General features: G+C 70.9%; 20 protein-coding genes. 10 read left to right on the plus strand and 10 right to left on the minus strand.

The features are described from left to right. Positions 1-254 precede the first annotated feature (254 nt). Positions 255-956 carry a TetR/AcrR family transcriptional regulator gene (locus tag G7063_RS05725; protein ID WP_240916200.1) on the minus strand — a complete coding sequence of 234 codons (702 nt, stop codon included), beginning with the start codon at positions 954-956 and terminating at the stop codon, positions 255-257. A gap of 67 nt (positions 957-1,023) precedes the next feature. Between G7063_RS05725 and G7063_RS05730 the strand changes: the two genes are divergently transcribed. Then, the gene (locus G7063_RS05730) at positions 1,024-1,656 is read left to right on the plus strand and encodes a DUF4386 domain-containing protein (protein ID WP_166413541.1); all 633 of its coding nucleotides are present in this window, start codon (positions 1,024-1,026) and stop codon (positions 1,654-1,656) included. Between the two features lie 2 nt (positions 1,657-1,658). On the opposite strand, the gene G7063_RS05735 is transcribed toward G7063_RS05730, so the two are convergent. The 3 genes from G7063_RS05735 to G7063_RS05745 form a co-directional block, all read right to left on the minus strand. Then, entirely contained in the window at positions 1,659-2,294 is a 636-nt protein-coding gene (locus G7063_RS05735; protein ID WP_166413542.1) for a hypothetical protein, read from the minus strand. Positions 2,295-2,513: 219 nt separating this feature from the next. After that, entirely contained in the window at positions 2,514-3,278 is a 765-nt protein-coding gene (locus G7063_RS05740; protein ID WP_166413543.1) for a phosphotransferase, read from the minus strand. Positions 3,279-3,477: 199 nt separating this feature from the next. Further along, on the minus strand, positions 3,478-4,413 hold the full coding sequence (locus G7063_RS05745) for a haloacid dehalogenase-like hydrolase (RefSeq protein ID WP_166413544.1): 936 nt from the start codon (positions 4,411-4,413) through the stop codon (positions 3,478-3,480). A gap of 204 nt (positions 4,414-4,617) precedes the next feature. On the opposite strand from G7063_RS05745, the gene tig reads away from it, so the two are divergent. From tig to G7063_RS05770, 5 genes are all read left to right on the plus strand, one after another. Beyond that, positions 4,618-5,961, plus strand: coding sequence for a trigger factor (gene tig / locus G7063_RS05750; RefSeq protein WP_166413545.1), 1,344 nt, complete (start codon positions 4,618-4,620; stop codon positions 5,959-5,961). A 173-nt stretch (positions 5,962-6,134) separates the two neighbouring features. After that, complete coding sequence (locus G7063_RS05755) at positions 6,135-6,755, plus strand: ATP-dependent Clp protease proteolytic subunit (protein WP_166413546.1); 621 nt, start codon at positions 6,135-6,137, stop codon at positions 6,753-6,755. 44 nt (positions 6,756-6,799) lie between these two features. After that, positions 6,800-7,510 carry an ATP-dependent Clp protease proteolytic subunit gene (locus G7063_RS05760; RefSeq protein WP_166413547.1) on the plus strand — a complete coding sequence of 237 codons (711 nt, stop codon included), beginning with the start codon at positions 6,800-6,802 and terminating at the stop codon, positions 7,508-7,510. 101 nt (positions 7,511-7,611) lie between these two features. Next, a complete protein-coding gene (gene clpX, locus G7063_RS05765) occupies positions 7,612-8,883 on the plus strand; it encodes an ATP-dependent Clp protease ATP-binding subunit ClpX (RefSeq protein WP_166413548.1) in 1,272 nt (423 codons plus the stop codon). Continuing rightward, complete coding sequence (locus G7063_RS05770) at positions 8,883-9,257, plus strand: chorismate mutase (RefSeq protein WP_166413549.1); 375 nt, start codon at positions 8,883-8,885, stop codon at positions 9,255-9,257. The genes clpX and G7063_RS05770 overlap by 1 nt, the downstream gene beginning before the upstream one ends. Positions 9,258-9,271: 14 nt before the next feature. Here the strand turns inward: G7063_RS05770 and G7063_RS05775 are convergent, their stop codons facing one another. Further along, positions 9,272-10,354, minus strand: coding sequence for a YeiH family protein (locus tag G7063_RS05775; RefSeq protein ID WP_166413550.1), 1,083 nt, complete (start codon positions 10,352-10,354; stop codon positions 9,272-9,274). A gap of 446 nt (positions 10,355-10,800) precedes the next feature. On the opposite strand from G7063_RS05775, the gene G7063_RS05780 reads away from it, so the two are divergent. Beyond that, entirely contained in the window at positions 10,801-11,922 is a 1,122-nt protein-coding gene (locus tag G7063_RS05780; protein ID WP_166413551.1) for a hypothetical protein, read from the plus strand. A gap of 189 nt (positions 11,923-12,111) precedes the next feature. Here the strand turns inward: G7063_RS05780 and G7063_RS05785 are convergent, their stop codons facing one another. From G7063_RS05785 to valS, 5 genes are all read right to left on the minus strand, one after another. Then, complete coding sequence (locus G7063_RS05785; RefSeq protein ID WP_166413552.1) at positions 12,112-12,879, minus strand: amino acid ABC transporter ATP-binding protein; 768 nt, start codon at positions 12,877-12,879, stop codon at positions 12,112-12,114. After that, positions 12,876-13,715, minus strand: coding sequence for an amino acid ABC transporter permease (locus G7063_RS05790; RefSeq protein WP_166413553.1), 840 nt, complete (start codon positions 13,713-13,715; stop codon positions 12,876-12,878). The genes G7063_RS05785 and G7063_RS05790 overlap by 4 nt, the downstream gene beginning before the upstream one ends. 8 nt (positions 13,716-13,723) lie before the next feature. Further along, positions 13,724-14,527: a transporter substrate-binding domain-containing protein gene (locus G7063_RS05795; protein WP_166413554.1), complete on the minus strand. Its 804-nt coding sequence runs from the start codon at positions 14,525-14,527 to the stop codon at positions 13,724-13,726. A 214-nt stretch (positions 14,528-14,741) separates the two neighbouring features. Continuing rightward, complete coding sequence (locus tag G7063_RS05800; protein ID WP_166413555.1) at positions 14,742-16,544, minus strand: long-chain fatty acid--CoA ligase; 1,803 nt, start codon at positions 16,542-16,544, stop codon at positions 14,742-14,744. Between the two features lie 2 nt (positions 16,545-16,546). Beyond that, the gene (gene valS / locus G7063_RS05805) at positions 16,547-19,264 is read right to left on the minus strand and encodes a valine--tRNA ligase (protein WP_166413556.1); all 2,718 of its coding nucleotides are present in this window, start codon (positions 19,262-19,264) and stop codon (positions 16,547-16,549) included. Between the two features lie 82 nt (positions 19,265-19,346). On the opposite strand from valS, the gene G7063_RS05810 reads away from it, so the two are divergent. From G7063_RS05810 to G7063_RS05820, 3 genes are all read left to right on the plus strand, one after another. After that, positions 19,347-20,345 (plus strand): TIGR03557 family F420-dependent LLM class oxidoreductase, encoded by a 999-nt coding sequence (locus tag G7063_RS05810; RefSeq protein WP_166413557.1) that lies wholly within the window; start codon positions 19,347-19,349, stop codon positions 20,343-20,345. Beyond that, positions 20,342-21,100: a coenzyme F420-0:L-glutamate ligase gene (locus G7063_RS05815; protein ID WP_166413558.1), complete on the plus strand. Its 759-nt coding sequence runs from the start codon at positions 20,342-20,344 to the stop codon at positions 21,098-21,100. The genes G7063_RS05810 and G7063_RS05815 overlap by 4 nt, the downstream gene beginning before the upstream one ends. Positions 21,101-21,262: 162 nt before the next feature. Next, positions 21,263-22,003: an alpha/beta fold hydrolase gene (locus G7063_RS05820; RefSeq protein ID WP_166413559.1), complete on the plus strand. Its 741-nt coding sequence runs from the start codon at positions 21,263-21,265 to the stop codon at positions 22,001-22,003. Positions 22,004-22,031 lie beyond the last annotated feature (28 nt).

Here is a 22,031-nt window from a genome sequence, read left to right on the forward strand (position 1 = left end):
CAACGACGTGCTGAACGGGCTTCTGACCTGCAGCGACGGTACCTGCGTACTCAGCCCCGAGCGCTGAGGTGTGAGCGTTTCGCCGAATCGGTGTGAGACCCAGTCGTGAGGCCCCGCAACGCTGCAGGTCAGATAGTTCTGTCACCACCCCACCCCTGTGATGTCTCAGGACATCCGCAACGGCGGACCTGCGAAACCGTAGGTCCGCCGTCGTTCTTCCTGAAGGGACCAGCGACCGGCTGCCCGCGGCGCGCTCAGTCCGTGAGCCCGCGCTGCACCGGTGTCGCGCGTGTCCAGCCGCGTTCGTGGAGCCTTTGGGCGCCGACGAGGATGAGGTCGAGGGCGAAGCTGAACTCGGCGTCGTCGTCGCACGCCTCTCCTGCGTGGTCGGAGGTCGTGGCCATCTGCACGATCGCGGGGTAGGAGGCGGCGAAGGCTGTCATGGCCAGGGCTCGTTCCTCGGGGTCCGCGGGCGCCTGGGGCGTCGGAAGCACGTCTCGGGTGAAGCCCCACATGCGTGTGGAGAGGGCGTGCATCGTGTGGTGCACGAGGTCGGCGGAAAGACCGCCCTCGAACATCCCGGCCATGAGCGAGTCCATGTGGTGCAGTGTTCGTGGCGTCGCCAGCGTGCGGGTCTCGATCGCTTCGCGGGCCCAGGGGTGTGCGGCGAAGGCCGTTCTTGCGGCGAGGATCCGCGCCCGTGTCGTCTGCACCCAGTCCTCGCCGGAGCGGGCGTCCGGGAAGGTGTCGATGACGCGATCGAGCATGTGGTCGACGAGCTCGGAGTGGCTGGCGACGTGCTTGTACAGCGCCATCGGTGTGACGTTCAGCCGCTCGGCGACGCCGCGCATACTGGCCGCGGTCAGCCCTTGCTCGTCCGCGAGGTTGATCGCCGTGTCGACGACGCGGTCGCGGTCGAGCCGGGGGCGGGGGGAGGGTGCTGGAGGGGTTGACACGTATACACCGTATATCTACGGTGAGCGAATGCAAGCATACGCTGTATACCAGTCGGAGGACCGGACCGTGTCTCACTACGCGCCGCGGCAGCACGCACGGGCCGCAGGCATCCTCTACCTCGTCACGCACGTCACCTCCGTCGCCGCGGTCGTCGCGTACGGCGCGGGTCGCGTTCCCGCGGGCGTCACGCTCGAGCTCGCCCTCGCGCTCGGCTGCGTCGGAACGGGAGTGCTGCTCTGGCACCTGCTGCGAACGTCCGGTCAGGTGCGCGCCGCGACGTTCGCCGCCCTGCGCGGCGTGGAGGCGGCGGTCATCGTCGCAGGTGCGTTGCCGATGCTCGCCACGATGTGGGTCCACGCGGCCGCGGGGCCGTCCTGGGAGCTGGCGAAGTCGATGCACACGGCGTCGTTCCTGCTCGGGCAGGGACTGGTGATCAGCGTCAACACCATCGTGCTGGGTTGGCTTCTCTGGGACTCGCGCTCCGTGCCGCGTGCGCTCGCCGTGCTCGGTCTTGCGGGAGGGAGCCTCGTGCTCGCGAGCAACCTCTCACAGCTGTGGGGCGTCATCCCTCTCAACGGAGCCGTGGCAGGTGCGGCTGCGCTCCCGGTGTTCGCCTTCGAGATCTGGCTGGCGATCTATCTCATCGCCCGCGGTCTCCGCTCACACGCCCGCGCGGGGGCGAGCGTCAGACTGCCGTGACGTCACGCGTGCTCGTAGGTGATGCCGTCACCCGGCAGGCCGACGATCACCTTGACGACCGTCGTGGCCGCGCGAGGCCCGGCCACCTCTCGCAGCACGGCTTCCGCGACGGTGCGTACGTGTGCGGGATCGCTGCCTGCGGATACCAGGAGCTCGAGCACCCCGTTCGACGGTTCGACGTGGCCGAGCAGGACCTTGATCGATCCGTCGGCCTCGGTGATCGCCGTGAACACCTCGAACGCCAGTGCTGCGGACTCGTCCGCGGTGTACATCGCGCCACCCTCGAGCTCGATGTCGTCCCTGCTGGCGACGAGGTCCTGCATCCCGGGCTCGACAGCGCCGGTCACCTGGATGACGAGCCGGCCGTCGCCGGTCATCTCCGAGGACGCGTACCTCGAGGCGTATGCCTCGAGGAAGCTCTCCAGGTACGGTTCCTGCGCGGCCTGGACGAGCGCACGTGCGACGACGTCGTCCCGGTCCTCGCCGCTGGTCCGGGCGAACGACTGCGCGTCCTCGACGAACGCTGAGCTCGCCGCGCCGGACAGCGCTCCGTCGGCGAGGGCTGCCGCTCCGAACGCGGCGACCGACATCGCGACGAGCACCGTCGACGTTCGCCGGAGAAGGTGAGTTCTGCTCATGGAGTCCCCTGAGGTCCGTGACGCCCCTTGTGTCGAGGCCACCGTATCGACGCCCACGAGCCAGGACAACAGGGCAACAAGGCAACGACTCTCACCAACCACCGGGCTGACCCGTGTGAGGACCCGAGGGTGTCGACCTTGCGGGCTCGCCCGGGACGCTCGTCGCTCAGGTTCTCGCCGTCACCGCGGACTGATCTTCGGCCCGGGGCGCGCGTGGCCTCATCCGTCGGACGTGCTCCGGCCCACCAAGTCCCGCAGCCGTACCGCGTCCCGCCGGTACATCGCGGCATGCGCGACGAGGTCGGCTCGCCCCGTCTCGGCGGCGCGATGGTCCGTGAACTCTGCGAGCTCGTCGAGCCGTAGGACGGCGACACGCAGCACCTCGTCGTGCGGGACGGGGATCCCGTACGCCTCGACAAGCTCGGCCAGGCGTGCGGACCGTGCGCCGTCGCGCCCGGGCTCGTAGCCGTGAGCGTCCTCGACGTACGGCACGATCCGGTAGGCGAGGTACGCGAGGTCCCAGAGGCGCGAGCCGGGGGAGGCCATGTCGACGTCGATGATCCCGACGAGTGCCCCGTCGCGGGCGACGAGGTTGTAGGGCGCGGCGTCGTTGTGGCAGATGACCTCGACGGGCTCGTGCGACGTGGTGCGCCACGGAAGGTCGAGCTCGACGAACGGGACGCTCGCGTCGTGGAGGCGGCGCAGCAGCGCCGCGGCTGCGACGAGGACCGACCGCGACCACTGCGCGTCGGGTGGCAGCTCGGTGAGGATGTCGCCGGCGACGTACGTGAGGACCTCGCGTCCCGCGACGTCGATGCCGAGCGCTCGCGGCGTCTCGTCGATCCCTGCGGTCTCGTAGGCCGCGAGGAGCGCGTGGACGGCCGGGGTCCACGGACCCGTGACGCGTCGCACGGTGTCGCCGACGCGCACGACGGGGTCCATGTTTCCGCCTGTCAGGGCGGTGCCGGGGGAGTCGTCGTGCATCGTCGCTCCTCGCCACGGTGGGGTACGTCCTGCCGACGCGAGCCTACGGACTGGCACGTCGACGCGCCTCCGAGAAACCCCGCTCGGCCCACGATCCCGGCCGCAGGCGCGGGTGAGGCTCGCGATGGTCCGGGTCTCGTTTGGGCCAGGGGGTGCCGGTGGGAGTCGCGCCGGGGGTGTCGACGACGGGACTCGCTGCTCAGCGCGCGATCGACATCGCCATCCGCCGGTAGGTGTGGCGGCGGCCGCGGATCGTCATCGAGTACGCGACGAGGTTCTCGGGGAGCGTGATGCCGTAGTACCCGCAGTCGCCGAGGTGGTGGATGTCGGTGCCGGTCATCTTCGCCATGAGGGCGATCCGGCGGATCGTGTCGACGTCGGCACCCTCCTGCGACGTGCCGACCGCGGTCATCGTCAGGGCGCCGGCGCGGTGCGCGGCCGCGACCCAGTCGCGGACCTGCGCCTCGTGGCAGCCGGGCACTGTTCCGGGGGCTGGGAGCAGGACGACGTCGGCGCCGGCCGCGACGAACTCGGCGATGATCGCGTCGTCGACGATCCCCGCGCCTGCCTCGCCGACGCTCCCGGACGCGTGCATCTTGCCGACGACGAGGATGACGTCCTCGCCGACGGCCTCCCGCACCGACGCTGTCGCGCGGGCGAGCGCCGCGTTCGTCACGCCCGCACCCGGGTTGCCGGTGAGGACGATCGCGTCGACGCCGAGAGCGGCGGCCCGCCGCGCGTTGGCGGGCGTCGCGAGGCGTCCCGGCGCGGTCGCACCGGCGAAGTCGGCGGCGGCGCCGAGGTCTGCCTCGGGGTCGACGGGTTCGAGGTTGACGGCGACGAGCCGTCCCGTGAGCCGCCGTACCTCGCGCACGACCCCGTCGGGAGCGACGTCGGGCAGGCCCATGACGGCTGGGGCGTCGACGTCGAACACGTTGAGGATGAGCAGGTCGGCACCCTGGCTCGCCGCGAGCTCGGGGTTGCTCACGTCGTGCACGAGCGGGGCCGCGGTCGCGATCATCTCCGAGGCGAGCGTGCGCCCTTCGTTGCCGCGGATCGCGGCGAGCTTCTGGGCCCGGGTGTAGGTCGCGAGCTCGCGCGCCGTCGCGTCGAGCAGCCTCTTCGTCGTCGCCATGCTCGACCGTACCGCGCGCCCTCCGGGGGCGCGGTGCACCTCACGTCCACAGGGCGGCTGCCACCGCCCCGCGTGGAGTAGGATTCCAGGGTTACCCGCGCGCCTCGGCGCGTGGCCGCCCGTCAGCCGTGCCGGCTGCGCCGGCACCACCTGGTCGATCACGGTCACCCCGGGTCGCCCCCCGACTTGCTGGAGTTCATCGAAGTGAAGAGCGCTGTCGAAACCCTCGAGCCCACGAAGGTCAAGCTCACGGTGGAGGTGTCGTACGACGAGCTCAAGCCGAGCATCGACCACGCGTACGAGCACATCGCCAAGGAGGTCACGATCCCGGGCTTCCGCAAGGGCAAGGTGCCGCCGCGCATCATCGACCAGCGTGTCGGCCGCGGTGCGGTCCTCGAGCACGCGATCAACGACGGTCTGCCCGGCTTCTACGGCGAGGCCGTGCGTGAGCAGAAGCTCCGCCCGCTCGCGCAGCCGTCCGTCGAGGTCACGCAGGTCCCCGACCCCTCCGAGACCGAGGGTGAGCTCCACTTCACGGCCGAGGTCGAGGTCCGCCCCGAGATCGAGCTCCCCGACGTCTCCTCGCTGACGATCACGGTCGACGACGTCGCCGTGTCCCACGAGGACGTCGCCGAGCGCCTCGACGCGCTGCGCGAGCGCTTCGGCTCGCTCGTCGGCGTCGACCGCCCTGCCGCGGACAAGGACTACGTCGTCATCGACATGTCCGCGAAGATCGAGGACGAGGAGATCGACACGGTCTCGGGCACGTCCTACCAGATCGGCTCGGGCACCATGCTCGACGGCCTCGACGAGGCGCTCATCGGCCTGTCGGCCGACGAGGACGCGATCTTCACGTCCCCCCTCGCGGGCGGCGAGCACGCCGGCAAGGACGCGACCATCACGGTGAAGGTCACCTCGGTCAAGGAGCGCGAGCTCCCCGCCGCGGACGACGACTTCGCGCAGATGGCCTCCGAGTTCGACACGATCGCCGAGCTCACGGACGACCTCCGCGTCCAGGTCGGTCGCGCCAAGGTCTCGCAGCAGGCCGTCCAGGCCCGCGACAACCTCCTCGAGGCCCTCCTCGGCGCCGTCGAGATCCCTGTTCCCGAGGGCGTCGTCGAGGCGGAGATCCACCGCCACCTCGAGTCCGAGGGTCGTCTCGAGGACGACGAGCACCGCGAGGAGGTCCGCGAGGAGGCCACGGTCGCCCTGCGCAACCAGATCCTCCTCGACACGCTCGCCGAGAGCCTCGAGATCAAGGTCGGCCAGGCCGAGCTCCTCGAGTTCCTCCTGCAGTCCGCGCGCCAGTACGGCATGGACCCGAACGAGTTCATCAAGCAGATCGACCAGGGCGGTCAGATCCCGTCGGTCGTCGCCGAGGTCGCTCGCTCCAAGTCGCTCGCCGTCGCCCTGCGCGGCATCGAGGTCAAGGACGCCTCGGGCAACGTCGTCGACCTCACCGAGTTCATCGGCTCCGCCGAGGACGACGCCGCGACCGAGGTCCTCGAGGACGCTGCGGCCGCCGCCGCGGACACCGACGAGGACTGAGTCCCGCACAGCACGTGACACAGGCCGTACTCCCGCGAGCGGGGGTACGGCCTGTGTCGTTCCCCGGCCCGTGCGCCGTCAGCGAAACAGGGGTCCCCGCGGGCAGGAACCAGGGACCCCGGGCGTTAGGGTCGACAACGGATACACCAACGGGACCATTGAGGGAGACCCACGTGATCGAGCAGACGCCCGTGGCAGCACGCGGTGAGGGAGCCGGACTCGGCCTCAACGACAGCATCTACAACCGACTCCTCAAGGAGCGGATCATCTGGCTCGGGTCCGAGGTGCGCGACGAGAACGCCAACGCGATCTGCGCCCAGCTCATGCTCCTCGCGGCAGAGGACCCCGAGAAGGACATCTACCTCTACATCAACTCCCCGGGCGGCTCGATCACGGCCGGCATGGCGATCTACGACACCATGCAGTACATCCAGCCCGACGTCGCCACGGTCGCGATGGGCCTCGCCGCATCGATGGGGCAGTTCCTGCTCTCCTCGGGTGCGACCGGCAAGCGCTTCGCGACCCCGCACGCACGCGTCATGATGCACCAGCCCTCGGGTGGCATCGGTGGCACCGCGACCGACGTCCGCATCAACGCCGAGCTCATCCTCCACATGAAGCGTGTTCTGGCGGACCTCACGGCGCAGCAGACCGGCAAGACGGTCGAGCAGGTCAGCTCGGACGCCGACCGCGACCGCTGGTTCACCGCGACCGAGGCCCTTGAGTACGGCTTCATCGACCACGTCGTCACCCACGCCGGCTCCGTCCCGGGCGGCGGCGGCACGGGCGCCTGAGCGCCTCCCGCCCCGACCGGACACCAGACCTGAAGGAGAGCTCGATGAGCTTCGAGTCCCAGTACATCTCGACCGCGCAGCGTCTTGCCGGACCGTATGGCGGTGCCGTCTTCGGTGGCAGCGCGCCGCAGGGCCCGTCGGCCCGCTACGTCCTGCCGAACTTCGAGGAGCGCACCCCCTACGGCTTCAAGCGCCAGGACCCGTACACGAAGCTGTTCGAGGACCGCATCATCTTCCTCGGCGTGCAGGTCGACGACGCGTCCGCCGACGACGTCATGGCCCAGCTCCTCGTCCTCGAGAGCCAGGACCCGGACCGCGACATCGTCCTCTACATCAACTCGCCCGGTGGCTCGTTCACGGCCATGACGGCGCTGTACGACACGATGCAGTACGTCAAGCCGCAGATCCAGACCGTGTGCCTCGGGCAGGCGGCCTCGGCCGCTGCCGTGCTGCTCGCGGCGGGCCAGCCTGGCAAGCGGCTCGCGCTGCCCAACGCCCGCGTGCTCATCCACCAGCCCGCGATGGAGGGTGGCGGCTACGCCCAGGCGTCGGACATCGAGATCCACGCGAACGAGCTCATCCGCATGCGCGAGTGGCTTGAGGAGACGCTCGCGAACCACACGGGCACGGCGCTCGACCAGGTCCGCAAGGACATCGAGCGCGACAAGATCCTCACGGCCAAGCAGGCGCTCGAGTACGGCCTGGTCGACCAGGTCCTGGAGAGCCGCAAGACCCCGGTCCTGCCCGCGCAGTGACCCGGGTGCCGCCGGAGCGTCGGGCGCGACTTCGACGCTCCGGTGGTGTTCCATGGTGAGGTGACCCGTCGCTCGTGACGGGCAGAGGAAGGGGAGTGGTCGTGGCTCGTATCGGAGACGGTGCCGACCTGCTCAAGTGCTCCTTCTGCGGGAAGACGCAGAAGCAGGTCAAGAAGCTCATCGCAGGACCCAGCGTCTACATCTGCGACGAGTGCATCGAGCTCTGCAACGAGATCATCGAGGAGGAGCTTGGCGAGGCCGCCGAGCTCGGGCTCGTCGAGCTGCCCAAGCCGACGGCGATCTTCGACTTCCTCGGCCAGTACGTCGTCGGGCAGGACCACGCCAAGCGTTCCCTCGCCGTCGCCGTCTACAACCACTACAAGCGCATCCAGGCGGGCGCGACGGGCAAGCCGACCGCGGACGACTCCGACCAGGTCGAGATCGCCAAGTCGAACATCCTGCTCATCGGCCCCACAGGCACGGGCAAGACCTACCTCGCCCAGACGCTCGCCAAGCTCCTCAACGTCCCGTTCGCCATCGCCGACGCGACCGCGCTCACGGAGGCCGGCTACGTCGGCGAGGACGTCGAGAACATCCTCCTCAAGCTCATCCAGGCCGCTGACTTCGACGTCAAGAAGGCCGAGACGGGCATCATCTACATCGACGAGGTCGACAAGATCGCCCGCAAGGGCGAGAACGCCTCGATCACGCGTGACGTCTCGGGCGAGGGCGTCCAGCAGGCGCTGCTGAAGATCATCGAGGGCACCGTCGCGTCGGTGCCGCCGCAGGGCGGGCGCAAGCACCCGCACCAGGAGTTCATCCAGATCGACACGGCCAACGTGCTCTTCATCGTCGCAGGCGCGTTCGCTGGTCTTGAGGAGATCATCGCGGACCGCACGCGCAAGCGCGGCGTCGGCTTCGGCGCGCCCATGGAGTCGGGCGACCCGGGCGACCTCTTCACCGAGGTGCGCCCCGAGGACCTCGTGAAGTTCGGGCTCATCCCCGAGTTCATCGGCCGTCTCCCCGTCGTCACGGCCGCGAACCGGCTCGACACGGAGGCGCTCGTCTCGATCCTCACCGAGCCGCGCAACGCGCTCGTCAAGCAGTACCAGAAGATGTTCGAGCTCGACGGCGTCGAGCTCGAGTTCACCGACGACGCCCTCCACGCGGTCGCCGAGAAGGCCCTCGAGCGCAAGACCGGCGCCCGCGGCCTCCGCGCGATCCTCGAGGAGGTCCTGCAGCCCGTGATGTTCGAGATCCCGAGCCGTGAGGACGTCGAGCGCGTCGTCATCGACACCCCAGCGGTCGTCGGCACGGGCGAGCCCGTCTACGTGCTCAACGGCGAGCGCGGCCGCCGCGAGAAGACCGCCTGATGAGCGCGACCACGGACGGCGCCGACGGCGCCGCGCCCGGCGTACCCTCGGCGCCCGTGGTGCCTGCCGAGATCCTTCGGCTGCGCCACTCGATCGACAACATCGACGGCGCCCTCATGTACCTCCTCGCGGAGCGGTTCAAGTGCACGCGGCGCGTCGGCGAGCTCAAGGCCGCAGGCGGGCTCCCGCCCGAGGACCTCACGCGGGAGCACGAGCAGATCGCGCGCCTCGGTCAGATCGCCGCGGACGCCGGGCTCGACCCTGCTCTCGCGGAGGACTTCCGCAGCTTCATCGTCACCCAGGTCAAGCACCATCATGCGTTGATCGCCGCTCGCGGTGACGGGGACGTCCCGCCGCTCGACATCTACTCCTGAGCGAGCGGGTGCGCTCACGCGACGAGCAGCACCCCGGCGAGCGCGATGCCCGCGACGAGCAGCGTGGAGAGCCCGGCCAGGGCGAACGGCCTGGGGCCGACCTGCACGAGGGTGCGGACGCGCACGCCGCAGCCGAGGCCGAACATCGCTGCGGCGAGGAGCAGCGTCTGCAGGATCCTGCCCGCGTCGAGCACGCCCGTCGGGACGGGCAGGAACGAGCGGACGAGCACCATCGCGAGGAAGCCGGCGACGAACAGCGGCACGATGGCCGGCTGGCGCGGTGCGGTGCCGGGCGTGCCCGCCTCGGCGGCTGCGCGTCCTCGGCGGCGTTCGCGCACGCTGAGCGCGGCCATGACGGGGGCGAGCATGAGGACGCGCGCGAGCTTGACGAGCACTGCGGCCGTGAGCCCGGCGCTGCCGAGGACGCCGCCGACGGCGACGACCTGCGCGATCTCGTGGATGGAGCCGCCCGCCCACATGCCTGCGACGCGTGCGTCGAGCCCGAGGAGGTGGGCGAGCGCGGGTACGAGCGGGATCATGAGCGTCCCGAAGATGACGACGAGGGCGACGGCCGTGACGGTGGCCTCCTCGGCGTCGTCGTCCGGGTCGGTGACGCCGGCGGCACCCGCGACGGCTGCGGCCCCGCAGATGGAGAACCCGCACGCGACGAGCAGCGAGAGGTGGGGCGTGACGCGCAGCAGCCGGCCGAGGAGGACGGTGCCGAGGAGCCCGCCGGCGACGATGAGCACGACGACGAGCAGGGTGGGGGCGCCGAGGCCACGGATGTCGGTGAGGGCGACCTGGAGGCCGAGGAGCACGATGCCGACGCGGAGGAAGCCCCTGGAGGCGAGCGCGAGCCCGGGCGTGAACGATGCCGGGAGCGTGACGACGTTGGCGGTGATCGCCCCGAGGAGGATCGCCACGATGAGGGGGCTGACGTTCGGCAGGAGCGAGCCCGTGACGAGCGCGACGCCCGCGGCGGCGACGCACAGGGCGAGACCGGGGATGAGTTCGCGCACGCGCGGCGTGGGGGATGGGCGCTGGTCCAGGTGGGTGGTGCGTGGACGAGCGGTGGTCGCGGTGGGTGTGCCGAGCATGGTTCCATCCTCCGGGCGGGGAGGCCGAACGGGAACGGTGACCTGCCGGGCTGGTCACAAACAGGGCTTGTGAATCAAGGGGTCGATGAAGGCGTGACCTGCGTCTGTGCGCCTCGACAGGCGAGCAGGTAGATCGATGTGGCTGTGATGGTCTCGGCGTTCCGGACGAATCGACGGGACGTGGACGGCGCCCACAGGGGCCGCTCTCAGCAGCATTCCAGGACGTGAGCGTGTGTGTCCCGCGCTGTGAGCGCCTCGCGAGGGTCGCGTGCAGTGTGATCCGCCTCACGTCAAGACTGGCATTGTGGGGCGCCGTGGCGCACCCTTGAACGTACGGGACCGGTTCCTCAGACTGGTCCACTCGGGAAGCGAGGCCCCAGATGCTCGTCGACTGGATCCGTCCACTCCTCGGTCGCCCAGGCCCCTTCACCAGCGTGCATATCGACGTGACCCGGGCCGGCGGACGTCCCGAGCGCGAGTTCGCCGACCGGTGGCGTCCTCTGCGCCGCATCCTTGAGCTCGCCGGCACGCCCGGGGAGCTGCTCGGCATGCTCGACGACGCTGTAGCGATCCCGGTGCGTGACGAGCTCGTCGGCGGGCGGCTCCTCGTCGCGACCGACTCTGACGGCATCCTCGTCGACCGGCCGCTCGTCGCCGCACCCGTCGTCTCCCGCGTCGCCCGTGGGGCGACGCCCGACCTCCTGCCCGCGGCCGTCTACTCGGACGAGTCCGTCGACCACGTCGTCGTCACGGTCGACAGGGCCGGCGCCGACCTCCTCCGTCGCGGCTGGGGGAGCAGCGACGTCGCCTGGCAGGCGACCGTCGAGGGCGAGCGCACGGACATCGACCAGCCCCGCACCGGTGGGGTCTCCGAGGGGCACGTGGTCCGTCGGACGCAGGACGCATGGGTGCGCAACGCCCAGGCGGTCGCGTCGGTCATCGACCGCCTCGTCGCGTCCGACGGTCCCGAGATCGTCGTCCTCACGGGGGACACGCGCGCCGTCGGCCTCGTCGAGAGGGAGCTCGGGACCCGCGCCAGGTCGCTCGTCGTCGAGGTACCGGGCGGCGCGCGCGGCGTCGCCACGCAAGAGGTGTTCGACGCCCGGCTGCGCGGGGCGCTCGAGTCGCACCGGGTCCGCAGGCGCGGCGCCGTCGTCGCCCGCCTCACCGAGGGACTCGCCCGAGGGCGCGGCGCGCTCACGGGGCTCGACGCCGTCGTGCGGGCCTCGCGCGAGGGGCGCGTCGCCGAGCTCGTCCTCGAGACGACCGTGCAGCGCACCATCGGCGAGGGGCCCCTCGTCTGGGCCGGTGACGAGTGGTCTGCGCTGGCCCTCACGCCCGACATCCTCGTCGCGCAGGGCGAGCCGCACCTGCGGGAGATGGACGCCGTCATCGCCGTGCTGCGCGCGGCCATCGGGCAGGATGCAGGCGTGTCCTTCGTCGAGCCGGGCACGGCGCCTCTTGCCGACGGCGTCGGTGCGATCCTCCGGTGGGACGCCGGGATGCCACCGCCGCCCGCTGCGACCGGCGGCGGACGTGGCCGCCCCTGGGCGACGGCGCACGTCTGAGACATCGGCACGGGGCTGCGACTGGGCGTAGCGTCGACCGGCGCGTGGTCGTCAGGAATGCATGTGGTGGGTGGCGCCGTCTGGCGCGGCGGCGACAACATCTGGCTCGACGACGGCGAGGGCCGGGACACGGTGAGTGTCCCGGCCCTCGCCGTCGCTTGCTAGAGCTGCCGCAGCCCTCGTGCGACCTCAGGTCGTCGCGTCGTGCGTGTGCGTCGGGTCGAGGACGCGCTGGAGGAAGAGTCGCGTGCGCGGGTGCTGCGGTTTGCCGATGACGTCGGCCGGGTCGCCCTGCTCGACGATGACGCCGCCGTCGATGAAGACGACGCGGTCGGCGACGTCGCGCGCGAACGCCATCTCGTGCGTGACGACCATCATCGTCATGCCACCTTCGGCGAGCTCGCGCATGACGGCGAGGACGTCGCCGACGAGCTCGGGGTCGAGCGCGGACGTCGGCTCGTCGAACAGCATGAGCTGCGGGTCCATCGACAGGGCGCGCGCGATCGCGACGCGCTGTTGCTGGCCGCCCGAGAGCTGGTGGGGGTGGGCGTCGCCGCGGTCGCCGAGGCCGACCCGCTCGAGGTTGGCGAGCGCGATCCGCTCGGCCTCGTCCTTCGAGCGCTTGAGGACCTTGCGCTGAGCGACCGTGCAGTTCTCGAGCACCGTGAGGTGCGCGAAGAGGTTGAAGCTCTGGAAGACCATGCCCACCTGGGAGCGGAGCAGGTCGATGTCGACGTCGGGGTCGGTGATCTCGGTGCCGAGCACGTCGATCCGGCCGGACGTCGCGGACTCGAGCTGGTTGACGCAGCGCAGCAGCGTCGACTTGCCGGAGCCGGACGGGCCGATGACGCACACGACCTCGCCGGGGGCGATCGTGAGGTCGACGCCCTGGAGGACCTCGCGCGGGCCGAAAGACTTGTGGAGGTCGCGGATCTCCACGACGGGCTGGGCAGTCATGAGCGGCTCCTTGCACCCTTGGCCTCGAGCCTTCGCGCGAAGATGCCGAGCGGGATCGTGATGACGAGGTAGCACGCGCCGACGACGAACAGCGGCGTGAGGCCGCCGCCTGCGCCTGAGGCGAGAGCGTTCTGGCCGATCTTCGTGAGCTCGAACTCGGGGATCATGAGGCCGAGCGACGAGATGAGCGCGGTGTCCTTCGTGAGGAGGATGATCTCGTTGGTCAGCGGCGGCAGGACGATGCGGAACGCCTGCGGCACGACGACCGTGACCGTCGTGCGTGCCTGGCTCATGCCGAGCGAGCGGGCGGCCTCGACCTGTCCCTTGGGGACGGCCTGGAGGCCGGCGCGCATCGTCTCGGCGACGTAGGCCGCCGAGACCATGCCGAGCGCGATCGTCACCTTGAGCAGCGTCGACTTGAGCGAGACGCTCAGCACGAGGGGGAGCGCGAGTCCGACGGCGATGACGTAGAGCAGCGCCGGGATGCCGCGGAAGAACTCGACATAGATCGTCGAGACGATGCGGTAGAGGCGCACCTCGGAGACGCGCATGAGAGCGAGGAGGGTGCCGAGGACGATCGAGAGGGCGAACGAGCACACCATGTAGAGCAGGGTGTTGCCGAACGCGCGCGGGATCTTCGGCAGGAGGGCCTTGGCGGCCTCGACGTTGAAGATGTTCTCCTGGACGGAGTCCCACTTCACGAGGCTCGCGAGAGCGACGAGCGCTCCCACGAGCACGACGTACTGGACGACGCGCACGAGGAGGCGTCGTCGGCGCGGACTCAGCCGGGCCCGGGCCCGGGCGGTCCGGGCCGCGGCCGGAGTCTGCGTGGTCATGAGAGTGCTCAGTCCTCGCTCGGGGCGACGCCGATGCGCGCGGTGTAGATCTCGGCCCACGTGCCGTCGGCCTTGATGCGCTCGAGGGTGCCGTTGACCTTCTCGAGGAGAGCAGTGTTGCCCTTCTTCACGGCGAGGCCGTAGGTCGCGCCCGTCGGGACGGGAGCGAGGAGCTCGTACCCGTCGGCGACGTAGGAGCCGAGGACGGCGTAGTCGTTCATGACGGCGTCGACCTGGTCGGCGTTGAGCGACTGGACCTGGAGGCCGAGGTCCTGGAACTGGACGCCGCCGAGCTCCTTCTCGGTGACCCACACCTCGGCGTCGGTCGAGATCTGGACGCCGATGCGCTTGCCCGCGAGGTCGGCCTCGGAGGTGATGCCCGAGTCCTTCTTCACGAGGATGCCGAGGTCGGCGTCGAAGTACGGCGCGGAGAACTCGAGGTTCGCCTTGCGCTCGTCGGTGATCGACAGGCCGGTGGCGATGACGTCGCACTGGCCGGACTCGAGGGCCGCGCCGGACTCCATGGCCTCGAACGGGACGTTGAGGACGGTCTGCGTGACGCCGAGGTCCTTGGCGACCTGGCCGGTGATGTCCATGTCGAGGCCGACGATCGCGCCGCCCTCCTCGAACTCGAACGGCGCGAAGGGCGGGTTCGTGCAGACGGTGAGGACGCCATCCTTGACGAGAGAGACGCCCGAGGCGGCCGTCCCCGTGCCCGTCGCCGCGGGGGCGTCCGTGTCGGAGGAGCAGCCCGCGAGGGCGAGGGCGCCGATCGCAATGACCGGGAGGATGCGGGTGAGCGAGGCGTTCATGAGGTCCGTCCGTCAGTCTGAATGATTATTCTCTGAACATCATACATATGCGCCCACCTCGTGAGACAACTCCCTAGGTCCTGTGTGAGCCGATCCACAGGTGGTATGCCGCAAGTCTGCGTGCTCCCCGGGCCGTTCGCGCGACCGGTTGCACCGCAGCGACGGACGACGGCCGGCCCTCGCGCGAGCGAGGACCGGCCGTCAGGAGCCGACGTCAGGCGTAGATCGCGTCGACCTCGCCCGCGAAGTCCGTGAGCACGAGTGCGCGCTTCACCTTGAGCGACGGCGTGAGATAGCCGTTCGTCTCGGTGAAGTCCGTCGTCAGGACGCGGATCTTGCGGATCGACTCGGCGCGCGAGACGGCCTCGTTGGCGCGCTCGGCGGCGCGGTGCAGCGCCGCGAGCACCTCGGGGTGCACGGCGGCGTCCGCGACCGACATCGACGGCAGTCCGCGCGCCGCGAGCCAGCCCGGCAGCATCTCAGGGTCGAGCGTGACGAGCGCCGCGATGAACGGCCGCTGGTCACCGACGACGACGCACTGGCTGACGAGCGGGTGCCCGCGGAACCGGTCCTCGAGCACCGCAGGTGCGACGTTCTTGCCGCCCGCGGTGACGATGATCTCCTTCTTGCGACCCGTGATGCGCAGCCGGCCCGCGTCGTCCAGCGAGCCGAGGTCGCCCGTGCGGAACCAGCCGTCGACGAACGCCTCGGCGGTCGCCTCCGGGTTGTCGTGATACCCGCGGAAGACGTGGTCGCCCTGGAGGAGCACCTCGCCGTCCTCGGCGATGCGCACGCTCGTCCCCGCGAAGGGCAGGCCGACCGTCCCCGGAGCGACAGAACCCGGACGGTTGACGGCGCTCGGAGCCGTCGTCTCGGTGAGCCCGTAGCCCTCGAGGATCGTCAGGCCGATGCCGCGGTAGAAGTGCGTGAGGCGCTCGCCGAGCGGAGCGCCGCCCGAGATCGCGTACGTGCACCGGCCGCCGAGCGCCGAGCGCAGGTTCGAGTAGACGAGCCGGCCCGCGAGGGCGTGCTGCGCCTTGAGCGCGGGGGAGGGGCCGTGCGGGGTGTCCCACGCGCGCGACGTCTCGATCGCGACCTTCGCCGCCCAGCGGAAGATCTTGAGCTTCGCGCCCGCCCCGGCCTTCTGCTCGGCCGAGTTGTAGACCTTCTCGAAGACGCGCGGCACCGCGAGCAGGTACGTCGGGCGGAACGAGCCGAGGTCCGGAAGGAGGTTCTTGATGTCGGGCGCATGCCCGAGCACCGAGCCCGACGTCACGGCCATGACCTCGATGTACCGCGCGAAGACGTGCGCGAGCGGCAGGAAGAGCAGGGTCCGGGATCCCGGCGCCGCGCAGATCTCGCTGAGCGACCGCACGCCGTTGCGCGCGAGGTGGACGAAGTTGCGGTGCGTGAGCTCGACGCCCTTGGGGCGGCCCGTCGTGCCAGACGTGAAGATGATCGTCGCCACCGCGTCGCCGTCGAGCGCGTCCGTGCGCGCCGCGAGGTCGGCGTCGGAGACGTCGGCGCCGCCGGAACGCAGCGTCGCGATCGCGTCGTCGTCGAGCACGAGGACGTGCTCGACGGACGGGGCCTCCGAGCGCGCCTCCTCGACGAGGGCGGCGTGCGCCGCCGTCTCGACGACGACGGCGCGGACGCCGGCGTTGCCGAGGATCCAGCGGACCTGCTCGACCGAGCTCGTCTCGTAGACGGGCACGGGCACGAGCCCCGCCTGCCACGCGGCGAAGTCCAGCAACGTCCACTCGTAGCGCGTGCGCGACATGATCGCGACACGGTCGCCGAGAGCGAGGCCCAGAGCCATGAGGCCCTTGGCGACCGCCATGACCTCGTCGCTGAACGCGCGGGCCGTGACAGGACGCCACGTGCCGGCGACGTGCGACTTCACCTCGATGAGCGTGCCGTCGCCCGACTCGGCGACCCGCTTCGCGAGCAGGTCGGCGATCGAGGCGTCGCGCGCGACGTCGTTGAGGTCGGGGGAGACCGACTCGAGGAGCGTCATCGTCAGGCCTTCGGCTTCCGGGCCTCGGGCTCCCCGAGCTCGGAACGCACGACGACGATGCCACCCTGGACGTCCGCCGAGCCTTGGCCCTCCGCGGCCGCGACGAGCACGAGCTCGCCCGTGACGCGGCCGGCGCCGCGGACGTCGCCCGCTGCCTGCTCGACCGCCGGCAGCGACGCTGCCGGCACGGCGACCTCGGCGAGGAGGATCGGGGTGCGCATCGAGACCTTGGCCTCCGACTTGATCTTGCGGAGCGCGGCGAGCGCGTTGCCCGCCGCCGTGAGCTCAGCGAGGCGCGCGTCCGGACCGGCGGCAGCGCGCAGCGGGGCCGCGACAGGCCACGGGGCGGTGTGGACCGAGCCGTCGCGCCACCACGACCAGACCTCCTCGGTCGCGAACGGCAGGACCGGCGCGAAGAGGCGGAGCATCGTGTCGAGCGCGAGCGCGAGCGCGGTGCGCGCCGAGAGCGTCTCCGCGGAGACCTCGGCGTCGCCGCCGCCGTACGCGCGGTCCTTGACGAGCTCGAGGTAGTCGTCGCAGAACGTCCAGAAGAACGTCTCGGAGAGCTCGAGCGCACGCGTGTGGTCGTAGGCCGCGAGCGCCTCGGTCGCCGCGTCGACGACGTCGGCGAGGCCCGCGAGCATCGCGCGGTCGAGCGGCACCGTCACGGCGGCCGGGTCGAGACGGATCTCGCCCTCGCCCGCGAACGACAGCGCGAACTTCGACGCGTTGAGGATCTTGATCGCGAGGCGACGGCCGATCTTCATCTGGCCGACCTCGAAGGCAGCGTCGGTGCCGAGGCGCGCCGAGGCCGCCCAGTAGCGGACCGCGTCCGAGCCGTGCTCCTCGAGCAGACCCATCGGCGTGACGACGTTGCCCTTCGACTTCGACATCTTCTTGCGGTCCGGGTCGAGGATCCAGCCCGAGATCGCAGCGTCCGACCACGGCAGCGAGCCGTGCTCGAGGTGCGAGCGCACGACCGTCGAGAACAGCCACGTGCGGATGATGTCCTGGCCCTGCGGGCGCAGGTTCATCGGGAAGACACGGGCGAAGAGGTCGGGGTCGGAGAGCCAGCCGCCGGCGATCTGCGGGGTGAGCGAGCTCGTCGCCCACGTGTCCATGATGTCGGGGTCGCCGACGAAGCCGCCGGCCTGCCCGCGCTGCTCGGCCGTGTAGCCGGCCGGGACGTCGGACGACGGGTCGATCGGCAGCGAGGTCTCGTCGGGGACGATCGGCGACTCCCACACGGGCTGGCCCTCGGCGTCGACCGGGTACCAGACCGGGATCGGCACGCCGAAGAAGCGCTGGCGCGAGATGAGCCAGTCGCCGTTGAGGCCGCCGACCCAGTTCTCGTAGCGCACGCGCATGAAGTCGGGGTGGAAGCCGAGCTCGGAGCCGCGCGCGAGCAGGGCGGCGTTGAGGTCCGCGTCGCGGCCGCCGTTGCGGATGTACCACTGGCGGCTCGTGACGATCTCGAGGGGCTTGTCGCCCTTCTCGAAGAAGTTCGTCTTGCGCTGCGTCGCGACGGGCTCGCCGTCGAGGTCGCCGGACGCGCGGAGCGCGTCGACGACCGCGGTGCGTGCGGAGAACGTCGTCTTGCCGGCCATCTCCTCGAACATCGCCCGCCCGGCCTCCGACGAGATCCACTCGGGGGTCTCGCGCGTGATCCGACCGTCCCGGTTGAGGACCGAGCGCGTCGGCAGCTGGAGCTCGCGCCACCACTGGACGTCGGTGAGGTCGCCGAAGGTGCAGCACATCGCGATGCCGGCGCCCTTGTCGGGCTCGGCCGCCGTGTGCGCGAGGACGGGAACCTCGACGCCGAACAGCGGCGACGAGACCGTCGTGCCGAAGAGGTGCTTGTACCGCTCGTCGTCGGGGTGAGCGATGAGGGCGACGCACGCCGGCAGAAGCTCGGGACGCGTCGTCTCGATCTGGACGGCCGTGCCGTCGGGCGCGTGGAAGTTCACCTTGTGGAAGTGGCCCGGGTAGTCGCGCGCCTCGAGCTCGGCCTGCGCGACGGCCGTCTGGAACGTCACGTCCCACAGGCCCGGAGCCTCGGCCGTGTACGCCTCGCCGCGGGCGAGGTTGCGGAGGAACGCCGTCTGCGCGACGCCCTGCGCGCCGGAGCCGATCGTCTGGTACGTGCGCGTCCAGTCGACGGAGAGGCCGAGGTGGCGCCACAGCGCCTCGAACTGCTTCTCGTCCTCCGCGGTGAGCCGCTCGCACAGCTCGACGAAGTTCTTGCGGCTGATCGGCTGCTGGTCGGCGGCCTTGACGCTCTTGCCCTCGGCGCCCTGCAGCGGCGGCTCGTAGCCCTCGACGTAGGGCAGCGACGGGTCGCAGCGCACGCCGTAGTAGTTCTGCACGCGGCGCTCGGTGGGCAGGCCGTTGTCGTCCCAGCCCATCGGGTAGAAGACGCGCTTGCCGAGCATGCGCTGGAAACGCGCGACGACGTCCGTGTGCGTGTACGAGAAGACGTGGCCCACGTGGAGGGAGCCCGAGACCGTCGGGGGCGGCGTGTCGATCGAGTAGACGTCGGCGCGCTCAGCCGTGCGGTCGAACGCGTACGTCTCCTCGGCGGTCCAGCGCTCGTCGAAGCGCTGCTCGAGACCGTCGAGGCTCACCTTGTCCGGTACCTCCCGCACGACGGCGGTGAAGACGCCGTCGGCGTTCGCGGTCGTGGCGGGGATGGTCGGCTCGAGAGGTGAGGTTGCGCTCATGGTCACCGATTCTCCCAGATGCTCGACGTGGTGCGCGCCTCGGTCCGCGACGGATGTCGGCGGCCCGGCCTAGGGTTGGGTCATGGACCTCACGATCGGCTACGCCGCGATGCTCGAGCAGTTCCACCCGACCGAGGTCGTGGCGCTGTCGGCCTACGCCGAGGAGCACGGCTTCTCCGGCGTCATGGCCGCGGACCACTTCCAGCCGTGGGTGCCGCAGCAGGGGCACAGCGCGTTCGTGTGGAACGTCCTCGCGGCGCTCGGCGAGCGGACCAAGGGCGACATCGGACCAGGGGTCACGGCGCCGACGTTCCGCTGGCACCCCGCGATGGTCGCGCAGGCGAGCGCGACGCTCGCCGCGATGTACCCGGGACGCCACTGGCTCGGGCTCGGCTCGGGCGAGGCGCTCAACGAGCACATCACGGGCCAGTACTGGCCCGAGGCCCCCGAGCGCATCAATCGCATGTTCGAGGCCATCGAGATCATCAAGAAGCTCTTCAGCGCCTCGCTCGCCGGCAAGGACACGAAGCACTCGGGGCAGTTCTTCAAGCTCGAGTCGACGCGCCTGTGGACCATGCCCGAGGTCGCACCGGAGATCCTCGTCGCGACGGCCGGCCCCGTCACCGCGAAGCGCGCCGGGCGCCACGCCGACGGTCTCATCACCGTCGGGGCGCCCCTCGAGAAGATCTCCATGCTCTTCGGCAAGTTCGACGACGGCGTGCGCGAGTCGGGCCGCGACCCCGAGTCCTTGCCCAAGGTCCTCCAGATCCACCTCTCGTGGGCGCCGACGGATGAGGAAGCCATGGCGAACGCCATGGTCGAGTGGCCCAACGGCGGCATGAAGTTCCCCAAGGCCGACATCCGCTCGCCGTTCGAGTTCGAGCAGATCGCACGCCTCGTGCGCCCCGAGGACTTCGAGGGCCGCATGGTCATCTCCGCCGACCCCGACGTCCACCGCGCGAACATCCAGAAGTACGTCGACCTCGGCTTCGACCGCATCTACCTCCACAACGTCGGCCGCAACCAGCGGGAGTGGATCGACGTCTTCTCGCGCGACGTCCTGCCCAAGCTCACCCGGTGAGCGGGTTCACCGTCACGGCGCCCGACGGACTCGGAGAGGTCCGCCCCGGCGACGACCTCGCCGCGCTCGTCGCGTCGGCGTGCCCGGACCTCGCCGACGGCGACGTCGTCGTCGTCGCGAGCAAGATCGTCTCGAAGTCCGAGGGACGCATCGTCGCCGCCGACGACCGTGAGGCCGCGATCACCGCGGAGACGGTGCGCGTCGTCGCCTCGCGTGACAGACCAGGCGGGCCGCCCCTGCGCATCGTCGAGAACCGGCTCGGGCTCGTCATGGCCGCTGCGGGGGTCGACGCATCGAACACCGCCGAGGGCACGGTGCTGCTGCTTCCCGTCGACCCCGACGACTCGGCGCGACGCCTGCGAGCGGGACTGCGTGCGCGGCTCGGCGTGCGCGTCGGCGTCGTCGTCACCGACACGGCAGGGCGGGTCTGGCGCGACGGCCTCGTCGACCTCGCGATCGGAGCCGCCGGGCTCCACGTCGTCGAGGACGAGCGCGGCCGGCGCGACTCGGCCGGGCGCGAGCTCGGCATGACCGTCCGCGCCGTCGCCGACGAGATCGCGGCAGCGGCCGACCTCGTCAAGGGCAAGGTCACGGGCCGGCCCGTCGCCGTCGTCCGTGGGCTCGGCCACCTCACGACCGACGACGACGGACCCGGCGCGCGCGTCCTGCCGCGCCTCGGCGAGGCCGACCTCTTCAGCGAGGGGACGGCCGAGGCCTACGCGCGCGGTCTCGCTGACGGGCGCGCGGGGCGCTGAGCTCGACGGAGCTGTGTGCCTGACGGAGCGCTGGGTCTGACTGAGTGCTGAACCCGACGAGGGCCTGAGCCCGACGGGGCACTGAGCTCGGTGGGGCGCGGAGCTCGACGGCGGGACGAGCGTCCCACGGGCGATGTCCGTGGTCGCCGCTAGCGTCGTCCCATGGAACTCTTCACGCATCGCTCCGGCAACCCCGGGGGGCCGCGCATGCTGCTGCTCCATGGCTTCACCGAGGACGGCACGACGTGGCCCGACCTCGTCGAACGCTGGCACGGTGCGTGGGACATCGTCGGGGTCGACCTCCGCGGGCACGGCAGATCGCCGCGGTTCGCGCCCGACGAGGTCGCGCACGCGTCGGAGGTCATGCTCGACGACGTGATCGAGCTCCTTGCGCAGCAGCCTGAGCCGGTCGTGCTGCTCGGGCACTCGCTCGGGGGCAACCTGGCGCTCCGTGCAGCGTGCCGACTGCCTGATCGGGTGCGCGCTCTCGTGCTCGAGGACCCGTCGTCGCCGTTCGGACCCGACGACGACGTCTCCGGATTCGTCACGGGGACGCTCGAGTTCCTCGACTCGCTCGCGGACCGCGACGGCGAGGTCGCACGCATGCGACGCGCGACCACGTGGAGCCACGCAGAGATCGATGCGTGGGCCGACTCGAAACCACTGGTCGACCGGTCCGCCGTGGGGCGCGGCATCGGCGCCGGAGGGGACTGGCCCGCGCTGTGGCGCGACGTCGCGGTGCCGACGCTCCTCGTCGTCCCACCGGGGTCGACCATGGCGCCGCTGGACCACGGCAACCCGCGGGTGAGCCGCGTCGTCGTCCCCGGGGCGGGGCACTGCGTGCGCCGCGACCGCCCGGAGGAGTTCTTCACGGCCGTCGAGGAGTTCCTCGGAGCTCACTGACCCGGACAGCCCGCGGGCGCCACGAGGG

It is taken from the genome of Sanguibacter sp. HDW7 (genome assembly GCF_011300875.1).
In the GTDB taxonomy this organism is placed as follows: Bacteria; Actinomycetota; Actinomycetes; order Actinomycetales; family Cellulomonadaceae; genus Flavimobilis.

What these genes read in the sequence shown, in the direction of transcription:
- G7063_RS05775 (WP_166413550.1), bottom strand. Translation starts at nt 10,354, where the DNA reads ATGCTCGGCACACCCACCGCGACCACCGCTCGTCCACGCACCACCCAC.
- valS (WP_166413556.1), bottom strand. Translation starts at nt 19,264, where the DNA reads ATGAGCGCAACCTCACCTCTCGAGCCGACCATCCCCGCCACGACCGCG.
- G7063_RS05735 (WP_166413542.1), bottom strand. Translation starts at nt 2,294, where the DNA reads ATGAGCAGAACTCACCTTCTCCGGCGAACGTCGACGGTGCTCGTCGCG.
- G7063_RS05790 (WP_166413553.1), bottom strand. Translation starts at nt 13,715, where the DNA reads ATGACCACGCAGACTCCGGCCGCGGCCCGGACCGCCCGGGCCCGGGCC.
- G7063_RS05795 (WP_166413554.1), bottom strand. Translation starts at nt 14,527, where the DNA reads ATGAACGCCTCGCTCACCCGCATCCTCCCGGTCATTGCGATCGGCGCC.
- G7063_RS05760 (WP_166413547.1), top strand. Translation starts at nt 6,800, where the DNA reads ATGAGCTTCGAGTCCCAGTACATCTCGACCGCGCAGCGTCTTGCCGGA.
- G7063_RS05745 (WP_166413544.1), bottom strand. Translation starts at nt 4,413, where the DNA reads ATGGCGACGACGAAGAGGCTGCTCGACGCGACGGCGCGCGAGCTCGCG.
- G7063_RS05785 (WP_166413552.1), bottom strand. Translation starts at nt 12,879, where the DNA reads ATGACTGCCCAGCCCGTCGTGGAGATCCGCGACCTCCACAAGTCTTTC.
- G7063_RS05800 (WP_166413555.1), bottom strand. Translation starts at nt 16,544, where the DNA reads ATGACGCTCCTCGAGTCGGTCTCCCCCGACCTCAACGACGTCGCGCGC.
- G7063_RS05810 (WP_166413557.1), top strand. Translation starts at nt 19,347, where the DNA reads ATGGACCTCACGATCGGCTACGCCGCGATGCTCGAGCAGTTCCACCCG.
- G7063_RS05740 (WP_166413543.1), bottom strand. Translation starts at nt 3,278, where the DNA reads ATGCACGACGACTCCCCCGGCACCGCCCTGACAGGCGGAAACATGGAC.
- G7063_RS05820 (WP_166413559.1), top strand. Translation starts at nt 21,263, where the DNA reads ATGGAACTCTTCACGCATCGCTCCGGCAACCCCGGGGGGCCGCGCATG.
- G7063_RS05770 (WP_166413549.1), top strand. Translation starts at nt 8,883, where the DNA reads ATGAGCGCGACCACGGACGGCGCCGACGGCGCCGCGCCCGGCGTACCC.